At 68.6% G+C, this 11,151-nt stretch carries 12 protein-coding genes; 5 read left to right on the top strand and 7 right to left on the bottom strand.

Annotated features, from left to right (window positions below):
• Window positions 1–75 precede the first annotated feature (75 nt).
• From ACGFIF_RS15230 to ACGFIF_RS15245, 4 genes are all read right to left on the bottom strand, one after another.
• The gene (locus ACGFIF_RS15230) at window positions 76–294 is read right to left on the bottom strand and encodes a hypothetical protein (protein WP_393154871.1); all 219 of its coding nucleotides are present in this window, start codon (window positions 292–294) and stop codon (window positions 76–78) included.
• 342 nt (window positions 295–636) lie between these two features.
• Window positions 637–1,452, bottom strand: a complete 816-nt coding sequence (locus tag ACGFIF_RS15235) for a dihydrodipicolinate synthase family protein (protein WP_393154873.1) — start codon at window positions 1,450–1,452, stop codon at window positions 637–639.
• 65 nt (window positions 1,453–1,517) lie between these two features.
• On the bottom strand, window positions 1,518–2,147 hold the full coding sequence (locus ACGFIF_RS15240) for a CBS domain-containing protein (protein WP_393154874.1): 630 nt from the start codon (window positions 2,145–2,147) through the stop codon (window positions 1,518–1,520).
• A gap of 64 nt (window positions 2,148–2,211) precedes the next feature.
• On the bottom strand, window positions 2,212–2,964 hold the full coding sequence (locus tag ACGFIF_RS15245; protein ID WP_393154875.1) for a MerR family transcriptional regulator: 753 nt from the start codon (window positions 2,962–2,964) through the stop codon (window positions 2,212–2,214).
• Between the two features lie 100 nt (window positions 2,965–3,064).
• On the opposite strand from ACGFIF_RS15245, the gene ACGFIF_RS15250 reads away from it, so the two are divergent.
• From ACGFIF_RS15250 to ACGFIF_RS15260, 3 genes are read left to right on the top strand one after another with little or no spacing between them, the layout of a single operon-like run.
• Window positions 3,065–4,888: a hypothetical protein gene (locus ACGFIF_RS15250; RefSeq protein WP_393154876.1), complete on the top strand. Its 1,824-nt coding sequence runs from the start codon at window positions 3,065–3,067 to the stop codon at window positions 4,886–4,888.
• Complete coding sequence (locus ACGFIF_RS15255; RefSeq protein WP_393154877.1) at window positions 4,885–5,826, top strand: alpha/beta fold hydrolase; 942 nt, start codon at window positions 4,885–4,887, stop codon at window positions 5,824–5,826. Before ACGFIF_RS15250 ends, ACGFIF_RS15255 begins: the two co-directional genes overlap by 4 nt.
• 46 nt (window positions 5,827–5,872) lie before the next feature.
• Window positions 5,873–7,021 carry a CaiB/BaiF CoA transferase family protein gene (locus ACGFIF_RS15260; protein ID WP_393154878.1) on the top strand — a complete coding sequence of 383 codons (1,149 nt, stop codon included), beginning with the start codon at window positions 5,873–5,875 and terminating at the stop codon, window positions 7,019–7,021.
• Here the strand turns inward: ACGFIF_RS15260 and ACGFIF_RS15265 are convergent.
• From ACGFIF_RS15265 to ACGFIF_RS15275, 3 genes are read right to left on the bottom strand one after another with little or no spacing between them, the layout of a single operon-like run.
• A complete protein-coding gene (locus tag ACGFIF_RS15265; RefSeq protein ID WP_393154879.1) occupies window positions 6,996–8,048 on the bottom strand; it encodes a LacI family DNA-binding transcriptional regulator in 1,053 nt (350 codons plus the stop codon). The genes ACGFIF_RS15260 and ACGFIF_RS15265 overlap by 26 nt on opposite strands.
• Before the next feature lie 20 nt (window positions 8,049–8,068).
• Entirely contained in the window at window positions 8,069–8,386 is a 318-nt protein-coding gene (locus tag ACGFIF_RS15270) for a hypothetical protein (RefSeq protein WP_393154880.1), read from the bottom strand.
• Window positions 8,387–8,390: 4 nt separating this feature from the next.
• Complete coding sequence (locus tag ACGFIF_RS15275; protein WP_393154881.1) at window positions 8,391–9,335, bottom strand: DUF6772 family protein; 945 nt, start codon at window positions 9,333–9,335, stop codon at window positions 8,391–8,393.
• A 199-nt stretch (window positions 9,336–9,534) separates the two neighbouring features.
• On the opposite strand from ACGFIF_RS15275, the gene ACGFIF_RS15280 reads away from it, so the two are divergent.
• Together ACGFIF_RS15280 and nikB are read left to right on the top strand one after the other, a co-directional pair.
• On the top strand, window positions 9,535–10,224 hold the full coding sequence (locus tag ACGFIF_RS15280) for a helix-turn-helix domain-containing protein (RefSeq protein ID WP_393154883.1): 690 nt from the start codon (window positions 9,535–9,537) through the stop codon (window positions 10,222–10,224).
• Window positions 10,224–11,150, top strand: coding sequence for a nickel ABC transporter permease (gene nikB / locus ACGFIF_RS15285; protein ID WP_393154885.1), 927 nt, complete (start codon window positions 10,224–10,226; stop codon window positions 11,148–11,150). The genes ACGFIF_RS15280 and nikB overlap by 1 nt, the downstream gene beginning before the upstream one ends.
• The last annotated feature ends 1 nt before the right edge of the window (window position 11,151 follow it).

The raw sequence follows: 11,151 nt of genomic DNA on the forward strand, positions 1-11,151 counted from the left end.
GCGGCACCCACGACTCGACCTCCAGTCGGTCTACCTGGCCGGCTGACGGCACCGGCCGGCCGCTGTCACTGACTCTCAAGCGGCCAGGAGGGTGTACTGCTCGTCAACGCGGGCCAGGTGCTGGCTGGTGGCGAACTCGGCGAGTTGGGTGCAGCCGGCGGTGATGGCGTCGTGGAGGGTCGGCCACTGGTCGACACACCAGTACGGGTTGTCGGGCTGGCGGTCGTTGTCGTCGTCGATGTCGGCGCACCAGCCGCCGGTGAAGGCGCGGTGGACGTGCAGTCTGAGCTTCATGGTCGTGCTGGTTTCTCGGGGGACTTTGGGCGGGTGGGCAGGATCAGAACGGCAGCGGCCGGCCTGACGGGGTGCGAAGATCAATGGTCTTCGTGGTGCGGCGCGTACGCAGTGGTCTGCGGCGAAGCTGGATCTGTCGGCTCATCGTTCCGGTCCTGCCTGTGCGGGAGGCGGTTTCGCCCTGTGGTTGGTTAGAACAACATCCCAAGTCTTTGGTTCGCGCACATGCGGAAAACTACCGATATCGATACCTACGCAGCCCTTAGGTACCCCTCGGGCCGCACTGAGGGTCAGGGGAGGGTCCTTAGTCGGGATCGCAGCCAGTAGTGTGATGGTCACAGCTCAGAGCAGCCTGGCCAAGGCTGCGCGGCGCTCGGCAACCGGTGGGTCGATCGCCATTCGGCAGCGGCCGCCAGGGAGGCCCTGGAGATCCAGTAGGTGCTTGATGTTGGCGATGCTGCCCTGGACCGTCTCCACCGCTGACTCGACCGTCGGCTGCGCGCTGTAGCCGCTGAGGAGTTGGGCGAAAAGCCCGGGCAGGGCACCGGCGTTGCCGGAGACGATTCCGGTGCCGCCGGCAATCATCACGTCGGGGAGCTCGGCGTCGTTACCGGACCAGACCTCGAAGTCTGGTGGGGTCCCGTCGGCGTACGCGCGGACGACGTCCGTCCCGGCACCGCTGACTTTCACCCCGACGATGCCGTCGATGGTGGCGAGCTTGCCCAGCAGCGACGGCGGTACGACGGTGCCGGCGAGCGCGGTGAACACGTACACGTAGACCGCCGCGCCGTCCGCGGCCGCGGCACAACGCTCGAAGTGTTCGACAACGCGCTGAGGCCCGGCCGGGACGAAGTACGGCGTGATGACGGCCAGCCGCTCGGCACCGCGCCGCCGGGCCTCCGCCGTCAACCGGACGGCCTGCCGGGTCGTCGCAGCGCCGACATGAGCGATCACCCGCGCAGGTCCGGCCGTGTCGAGCGCGGTCGAGATCACGTCGAGCCGCTCGCCGTCGTCGAGCGCCGGGAACTCGCCGTTGGTCCCGGCGACGAACACCGCCGGGACCCCACCATCGATCACGTGCTCGACCAGCGCCCGCACTCCGCCGAGATCCACCTCCGCGGAACGGTCGAACGGCGTGGTCAGCGCGGCTGCGATCATGGCGGATCCTCTCCAGGGGCGGATCCATCACGATAGTCGACTGCAATCGATTGAATACGGCGATCTCAGAAGCCGGTGATGGCGAGATCGTCCAGGTCGTAGGTCAGGTTGTTGTGGACGGCAACGACGCCGGGAATGCGGGCGACGGCGTACGAGGCGTGTTCGGTCCGGCTGCGGAAGGTGAGGGTGCCGTTGAGGGTGACGACGCCGTGGTCGACGTGCACGGTGACGGTGTCCGGGGGACGATCGATCAGGGCGCGGACCTCGGCGGCGATGCTGCCGTCGGACCGTTGGTAGACGCTCAGCAGGTGGTGCGCTGTGAGTACGCCGATCAGCCGCATCGCCGGGTCGACGACGCACAGCAGTGGCTGCGACGACCCGGCCAGCCGTGCCGCCGCGCGGTCGAGGTGCGCATCGCCGTACACCGTCTCGGGTGGTCCGGTCATCAGCTCGCCCGCGGTCCGGGCCGCCGACTGACGCCACCGGGCCCGCGCCTTGGACCCACCCAGGATCGGACGCGGATCATGACCGCCGTGGAACTCCAGGTTCGTCAACAAGGCCTCACTCGGCACGATGCCGACCGGCCGCTCCGCTTCGTCCACGACCGGGACCGCACCCGCGTCAGCCGCCAGCAAGGCGCAGACAGTGTCCCTGAACGCGGTCTCCCGCCGAACCGCCACCACGGTGCGATCCATCACGTCTGAAACCCGAAGTTCCCCCATACCGCCCACACCCCTCAAGCACTTCGAGAATACCGCTCTATCCGGTGGAGGGCAGCGTCTTGGGGTCCAGACCCAGCTCTTCGTAGGCGACGACTTCGATCTCCCGGGCCATGGCTTCGCGGAAGGCGGCGACCAGGGCCTGGCCGGCCAGCGGGATGATGTTCTCGAGGGTGCGCTGGATCTCGGGCCAGCCGTCGGCGGGCAGGCCGGCGTCGGCGAACTCGCGCCAGACGGTGCTGCGGAACAGTTCGACGTAGATCTTGGCGACCGCGTCGGCCTGGGTGAAGAGCTTGGGCAGCATCTCGAAGATCGCCTGCATCGGGACGCCGAGTTTGATCACCTCGAGACCGGTGCGGAGCAGGTCGGGGTTGGGGATTCGCAGCTTGCCGTCCTCCTGCCGCTCGGCGATCCCGAGCTCGACCAGCCGGGCGATCACCGTCGGGTCGTGCGGTACGCCGGCCCGCTCGGCCAGCTGGTACTCGTCCAGGACCTCCGGCTCGGACGGCGTCCACGGGTTCACCAGGGTCTCGAAGACGCCGAGCGCCATCGCGCCGTCCGGGAGCTCGCTCATCATTCGCTCGACCGCGGCCAGCGTGTAGCCCTTGCCGAGCAGCTCCTGGACCAGCGTGAGCCTCGCCACGTGGTCGGCGCCGTAGTACCCGGTCCGGCCGACCAGCCGCGGCGGCGGGATCAGGCCGCGCCCGGCGTACGCGCGCACGTTGCGGACCGTCATGCCCACCTTGGCGGCGAGCTGATCGACGGTGAGCTCGTCCGGCATCTGTGCTTCCACGCTTGACAGTCTTCCAGACTCCACGTTACATAGAAGATGTAACATCAGCCATGGCGCATGCGTGATGTCCTGAACCTATGGTCGCGAAGGAGCACCACAGATGGCGGTCCCGTTGGCAACCACCGGTACGGCGACGTTCGACCAGATCGCGATCGTCACCGGGCTCGTCTCGCTGCTGTACCTCGCCCTCGCCGTGCTCCTGTGGCGGGAGCGGACCGGGCGCGTCACGCTGGTAGGACGACTTGCGGACACCATTGGGAGACTGGACGGAGTCCCCCGATGGGCCGCGCTGACGCCGTACCTGCACGCGGTCTCACTGCTGGCCTGCGCCTTCGGCGTCTGGTGGGACATCGCGGTGCACATCGCCCGCGGCCGCGACACCGGCCCGTTCGGGACGCCGGCGCACTACCCGATCTTCTTCGGCATCCTCGGCGTGATCGTGTCCGGCGTCCTGCCGATCGCACTCGCCCGCAAGCCGCTTCCCGCCCGCACGATCAAGCTGACGAAGGGGTGGCGGATCCCGTGCAGCGCCGCCCTCGTCACGGTCTGCGGCACGTTCGCGCTGGTCGGCTTCCCGTTGGACGACGTGTGGCACCGCCTCTTCGGTGAGGACGTCACGCTGTGGGGGCCGACCCACCTGCTGATGATCGGCGGGGTGGTGTTCTCGATCTTCGCGCGCTTGCTGGCGCTCGCCGAGGTGGAGCAACTCCTCGGCATCAACAAGCGCCGCCTGTTCCAGGAGATCGTCGCGGTCGGCGCGTTGCTGATCGCGTGGGACCTGTTCAGCACCGAGTTCAACTACGGCGTACCGCAGTTCCCGCTGGTCCTGCACCCGATCCTGATCGCGTTCGGCGCCGCGCTGGCCTTCACCGTCCTGCGCGCCCGGCGTGGTCCGGGTACGACGTTCGCCGCGCTGGCCGTCTACCTGGTGATCCGTGCCGGGATCGCCTGGGCGGTGGACCAGCCGCTCGGTGGGATCCTCGGTCACTTCCCGCTGCTGATCGTCGAGGCGGTCCTGGTCGAGGGGGTCGCGTTTGCCCTGGGCAACAAGAACCGCTTCCGCCTCGGGATCGTCGCCGGCGCGCTGATCGGCACGGTCGGCGTGATCGCGGAGTACGCCTGGAGCCAGATCTGGATGCCGATCCCGTGGCCGTCGTCGACGCTCCCGTCGGCACTCGGGTACGGCGTCGTGACCGGGATCGGAGCCGGGATGGTTGGTGCCTGGCTCGCGACCCGTTATGCCGAGGTCGCCGGTGACGAGCGGGCGACGGGCATTCGGCAGGCGCGTCCGGTGGCGGTCCGCCGTACGCATCAACTCGGGGCCGTGGGTCTGGCCGTCGTACTCGGGACGGTGTTCTTCTGTGTGCCGCGGTCAGCCGAGCCGGGTGTGTCCGCGACGGTGTCGTTGGAGCGGGTGGCCACGGGGGCCGAGCAGACGGCGTACGTGACGGTCAAGCTGCAGCCGGACGACGCGGCCGAGGGTGCGCGGTGGTTCGAGGCGATGGCCTGGCAGGGTGGCGGGTTCCTGACCCACCGGATGGTGAAGGTTGCTGACGGCACCTACCGGTCGGCGGACGCGCTGCCGATGTTCGGCAAGTGGAAGTCGATGATCCGGTTGCACACCGGTCAGCGGGACCTGGTGTCGATGTGGGTGTACGCGCCGGAGGACGCCGCGATCGCGAAGCCTGCCGTGCAGGTGTCGGACGGGCAGACGGTCGAGTTCATCGACGAACAGCAGGTGCTGCGGCGCGAGGAGCGGACGGACGTGCCACGATGGATGTGGAACGGCGGCTACGCCCTGCTCGGCGTGGTCGGCCTGCTGGAGATCGCCGGGATCACCTGGCTGGTCGGACGCGGCGCCCGCGGTGGGCGTCTGCGGGCCGCCCACCTGGCGGCCGGTGAGCGTGAACGGGAGACTGCGTGACGATCCAGGCGGAACGGTCGGAGGTGACCACGACCGACGGCGTACGTCTGAATGTGGAGACCATCGGGCCTGACAATGCGCCCGTGACCGTGCTGCTCGTGCACGGGTGGACCTGCTCGACGCGGTCGTGGCACAACCAGGTCGAGGCGCTGCCGCAGATCCTCGGGCAGAACGCCGTACGCGTCGTCACCTACGACCACCGCGGTCACGGCCGGTCGGGTGCCGGGCCCTCGGGGTCGCAGCGGATCGAGCAGTTGGCCGATGACCTGGTCACGGTCCTGGACGCGGTCGGCGGCGACGGTCCGATCGTGTACGCCGGTCATTCGATGGGCGGGATGACCTTGATGGCGCTCGCGGACGAGCGACCGGAGCTGTTCGGCTCGCGGATCGCCGCGGCGGCCTTGGTCAGTACGACGTCCGGCCAGGCCAGCTCAGGTGCGTTCGGTATCCCCAACCGGTTCGACTCAGCGGCAGTGGCCTTTGCGCCGCGGGCGGTGAACCTCGTGGGTGCGCGGATCGAGCGCAAAGCCCAGCGCGCTGCACTCACCGGACGACGGGGACTTGGGCTGGCTGCTGCCCGCCTGCAGCGGCCGGCGCTGCGCCAGGTCGTGTTCGGGAAGAAGGTGGACCCCGCCGAGGTGGACCTCTTCCTGGAAGACCTCGCGGTCGTGCCGGGCCCGTCGTACGGCGGCTTCTTCGAGGCGATCCTGCAGCACGACCGCGGTCACGCGCTGAAGGTCCTCGACCAGCTTCCGGTCGAGATCATGCACGGCACCCGCGACCGCCTCCTCCCACCCCGCCACGCGAACCGGATGGCCGCGGAGCTCCCCTCCGCCCGCCTCTGGATGTACCCGGGCGCCGGTCACATGCTCATGCAGGAGCGCCCCCGAGATGTGACGCATCGCCTCGCCTCGCTGGCCCGCAAGGTCCGCGGCTGAGAATCGCGTCACGGCTGGGACGAGCGATCTCGCCTAGGGTGACGGGGTGCAGAACCTGCTTTCGGATGTTGTCGTCGTCGACCTGACCCGGGCGCTGGCCGGTCCCCATGCCGCCATGATGCTCGGGGATCTCGGCGCGCGGGTGATCAAGGTGGAGACACCCGAGGGCGGGGACGACAGCCGGGGCTGGGGTCCGCCGTTCGTCGAGGGTGAGTCGACGTACTACCTGTCGGCCAATCGGAACAAGGAGTCGGTGACGGCTGACCTGAAGTCGGAGGACGGTCGCGCCTTCCTGACGAAGTTGGTCCGACGGGCCGACGTACTGATCGAGAACTTCCGGCCCGGTGTGCTGGACCGGCTCGGGTTCTCCACGGGGCGGCTGCACGAGCTCAATCCGGGCCTGGTGATCCTGTCGATCACCGGATTCGGGCACGACGGACCGGACGGCGGACGGGCCGGGTACGACCAGATCGCGCAGGGCGAGGGTGGTCTGATGAGCATCACCGGCGCGGTCGAGCCGACCAAGGTCGGCGTACCGATCGCCGATCTCCTGGCCGGGATGTACGGCGCCTATGGAGCGGTGGCCGCTCTGCACGAGCGATCGATCACCGGGAAGGGCCGCGTCGTCCGGACGAGCCTGCTCGCGTCGGTGGTCGGCGTGCACGCGTTCCATGGGACGAAGTGGACGGTCGCGGGCGAGTTGCCCGAGCGCGTCGGCAACCACCATGCGCAGATCGCGCCGTACGGGCTGTATCGGACGCAGGACGACATCGTGCAGGTCGCGGTCGGGAGTGAAGGCCAGTGGCGGACTTTCGCGCCGATCGTCGGACTGGATCCGGCCGACGAACGGTTCGCGGTGAACTCGGCCCGGGTGGCGCATCGGCCGGCCCTCACGGCCGCCATCGAAGCCGCCTTTGCGCAACACAAGGCCGACGTGTGGCTGGAAAGGCTTGCGGACAAGGGGATTCCGGCCGGGAAGGTACGCGACTTCCAGCAGGTCTACGAGTGGGAGCAGACCCTGTCCCAGGGACTGTTGATCGACGTCGAGCACCCGACGCTCGGCAAGATCCAGCTGCCCGGTCCGCCACTGCGCTTCGACGACCAGCCGTACGCCGGTGCGCGCGAGACCAACCTGGCACCGCCGCGACTCGGCGAGCACAACGAGTCGATCAGAGCCTGGCTGGACTCAGAGTAGACGCGCGGACCACGAGCTCCGGGCGGATCAACGTCTTGCGCGGACGCTCGGACGTGCTGCTCCGGAGGCGCTGCAGCAGCAGGTCGACGGCCGTCGTGCCCACCTCGGCTGCCGGGAGGCGGACAGTGGTGAGGGGCGTCTGCAAGTAGCCGGCGTAGGGGTGGTCGCCGTACCCGGTGATCGCCACATCGTCGGGAACGGCGAGACCTTGCTCGGCGAGCAGACGCAGGAGGCCCAGAGCGAAGTAGTCGTTTCCCGTCACGATGGCGTCCGGATGGCCATCGGTCAGGAGGGTCTGGGCGAAGCGGTAGGCCTCTTCGGGCTGCCAGGGCAGCGCGAGGGAGTCGTAGCGCTTGGTCGGCACCGCGCGGATTGTGTCCTCGGAGACCTTGAGGCCGGCGTCCGACATCGCGCGGCGGAAGCCGGCCACCCGGTCGGCCGTGGTCGTGATCGGCAGGTCTTCTTCGAGCACCAGCAGACGACGAGCGCCGCCGGCGATCAGGTGGCTGGTCGCCTCGTAGCTGCCGCGTTCGTTGTCGACCCCGACCATGTCGCAGTCGAGCTCGGGCACGTCACGGTTGACGAACACCAGCGGGATGCCGGCGTCGCGGACCCGGCGCCAGTGGTCCCACTCGGCTTGCACCGGTACGACCACGGCGCCGTCGACCGCGGACCGCAGCAGCGCCTCGGTGGCGCGCTGCTCGTTCTCCGCGCTCTCGTCGGTGACGAGCAGCAGCAGCGAGTACCCCTGGGCGCGGACCCGGAGCTCGATGCTGCTGATCAGCTGGGCGTAGAACGGGTTGGACGGGTTGGTGATGACGAGGCCCAGCGTCATCGCCGAGCCGAGCACGAGCGACCGCGCCAGCGTGTTCGGCACGTAGCCGATCCGGGCCGCCTCGGCCTGCACGGCCGCACGCGTCTTCGGACTCACACTGTCCTTGTCGCCGAGCGCCCGCGACACCGTGTTCACCGACAGCCCGAGCGCTGTCGCGATGTCGCGCAACGTCGCGCGCCGCGCCTCCGTCATCTTGAACCCCCTCGAGCAGCTTAAGCCTTCACGGCCAGGTGGATCCGCACCTGGACGGAGCCCTCGACAGTAGCGCGTAGCCGCAGCCAGTGGCCGAACGCGGTGACCGGCCAGCTGATCAGTTTTCCGGGGTCGACGACGTGCTCGGTTCCGTCGAGGTCGCACCAGGTGATGCCGTCCGGTGAGACCTGGGTGACATAGGTCGCCGTACCGTCGCCGCCGACGTGCTGGACGAACCAGCGCGCCTCACCGGCCCAGGCGACCTCGTACGGCTCGGTGGCGAAGCGGGCGTCGAACGTGGTGTCGCGTTCCAGCACCGCGGTCATGGACTGTCGCATGGGCCTACCAATCAACCGAGATGAGGACGGAGTCGAGGAAGAGGAAGTTCCGGACGCTGCTGTGGGTGCGGACCGAGAAGTAGAAGTTCAGCAGGTTCTCCAGCGTCTCGTAGCGTTCCTGGTACGGCGGAACCGGTACGTCGCGCATGTCCATCACCCGGTCGTTGACCTGCAGCTCGACGTTCTTGCGCGCGTCGGTGTCGACCAGCCAGCGCAGGTAGTGCCAGTTCACCTTGGTCGGGACCTCGTTGTAGCAGAGCTCCTGCGGTTCGCCGAAGGCCTGCCAGTCCTCCGGGTTCGGGGCGGTGAAGTCGGCGGCGTACTCGAGTTTGACCTTGCCCTCGAAGTGCTCGCGCGGGGTCGGCTCAGGCACGGTCGGGGCCATCCAGCGGCGGGTGAAGCGGTTGTCCAGATCGGTGTTCTGGTACCGAGCGACCGTGTGGTAGCGCAGTCCGCCGTCACCGCACAGGTCGGTGGCGACGGTGAACGCGCCGAACTGCGCCTCGGACGGGTGGGTGTTGCCGTCCCACCGCACGTCGCCGAAGCTGTCCAGCTCCGCGCCGCCGCCCAGGGTCGCCTCGGACTTGAAGGCGAAGTACGTCTCCAGTTGGACCAGGCCGCGGCCGCTCATCGTGAGCCGGCGGATGGCCACCGCGGTGTGGCCCTTGTACGGCCGGGTGGCGAGTTTGAGCGCATAGGTACCGCTGAGGGCACCGTGGGTGCCGATGTCGAAGAAATTGCAGGCCGACAGCTGTGGCGGCCGGAAGTCGCGCATGTGGTCGTCGACCGTGCTGAGGTCGCCGCGGCCGTTGTAGTTGCCGAGCAACTCGCACCAGCCGTGCGTCCCGCTGTCGAACTCGTCGAACGCCAGGATGCGCGGCAGCGGCGAGAACTTGGACAGACGCGGATCGGCGGCCAGCAGCGCGGCGCGCACATCGGATGTCGTCACGCAAAGCCTCCCAAGGCGGATCAGGTGGATGGTTGGTGACGTTAACGTTCACGGGAATTGGCCGTCAATCGGTTGTTTCGCCCTGAGCAACGCTGGTCTATTGACACTCAAATATCACGCTTCTACGGTGCATTAACGCTACCGTTAACGTTCACGGTGCGATCCGCTCTACTTTCTGCTCGAAAGAGGTCGCCCAGACATGCAGTCGCTGAGCCGTGCCCTCACCGTGCTGGCCGAGCTGAACCGCGAAGACCGGGCGTACGGCGTGACCGAGCTGGCCGTCACCGTCGGCCTGCACAAGAGCACCGTGCACCGCATCCTCGCGACGTTCTGCGAGCACGGCCTGGCGGATCGGGTCGACGACCACCGGTACACCGCCGTCGACGGGCTTGCGGCGTTGCGACGTACCGCGGAACGCCGCACCGGATCATCGTTGGCAGACCTGGGCGGCCGCCTCGGCCGGCTGGTCGTACTCGCGAAGCCGCTGCCGAAGAGCGCCGGGACGGTGCTGCAGGTCGCCGCCGTCGCAGGCGCCGGTGGCTCGCACGGCGACCGGCTCGGCGGCGCCGGCGGGTCGCCCGGTATTCTCCCCGTCCAACCGGGGCACGCGGTGTCGCTCCGACGGAGCGCCCTCGGTCGCGCCTACTTGTCCGCGCTTCCTACCGACCAGGTGACCGGCACTCCAGATCTGCTCGACGCGTTGCAGCGTGTCCGGGTGAGCGGCTTCGCGCACAACTCCAAGCCGGTGGCGTCGCTGCCGCGGATGGTCGCCGTACCGGTGTTGGACAACGCCGGGCGGTGTGCGGGGGCGCTCGGTGCGGAGCTGATCCAGGCCGGTTCGATCGAGGAGGTACGGCGCGTGGTGTCGGTATTGCGGAGCGGCGTCTGATGGGGGCGTACGTCGTCCGGCGGTTGTTCTTCTCGCTGTTCGTGCTGTGGGGCGCGGTGACGATCATATTCGTCGTACTGCGCTTGGTGCCCGGCGACCCGGCGTACATCATGCTCGGGCCCGACGCGGACCAGGCCCAGGTCGACGCACTGCGAGCGCAGCTCGGGCTCGACCACTCGCTGATCCAGCAGTACGCGACGTACCTGGCGAACGTCGTCCACCTGGACTTCGGGCAGTCGTTCCGGCTGAACGCGGACTCGATGAGCCTTGTCCTGCAACGGGTTCCGGCTACGATCCAGCTCGCCTCGACCGCGCTGCTGCTGTCGTTGCTGATCGGGCTGCCGCTCGGGGTGATCGCGGCGCTGCGGGCGAACAGCTGGGTGGATCGGAGCATCTCGGTGTTCTCGCTGATGGGTCAGTCGACACCGTCGTTCTGGCTCGGGATCGTGCTGATCTTGGTGTTCGCGCGTGGTCTGCAGGTGTTGCCGAGCGCCGGCTCCGGGACGTGGGCGCATCTCGTCCTGCCGACGATCACCCTCGCCCTGCCGTTCCTGGCGATCCTGGTGCGGGTCACCCGCAGCGGTCTGCTCGAGGTCGTGCACGAGGGATACGTGCAGACGGCCCGGGCGAAGGGTCTCGGCGAGGGGATCGTGGTCCTCGTCCACGCGCTGCGGAACGCGCTGATCCCGATCGTCACCGTGGTCGGCCTGCAGTTCGGCGCGTTGCTCGGCGGCACCGTGATCGTCGAGACCGTGTTCGCCTGGCCGGGTGTCGGCCGGTTGCTGATCGACTCGATCGGCCGCCGCGACTACGGCGTGGTCCAGGCCTCGATCTTGCTGGTGGCAACCATCTTCGTCTTCATCAATCTGCTCGTGGACCTGCTCTACGGCTTCCTGGACCCGCGGGTCCGCCTGGCTGGTGACTGAA

Source organism: Kribbella sp. NPDC049174, assembly GCF_043197365.1.
Classification (GTDB): domain Bacteria; phylum Actinomycetota; class Actinomycetes; order Propionibacteriales; family Kribbellaceae; genus Kribbella.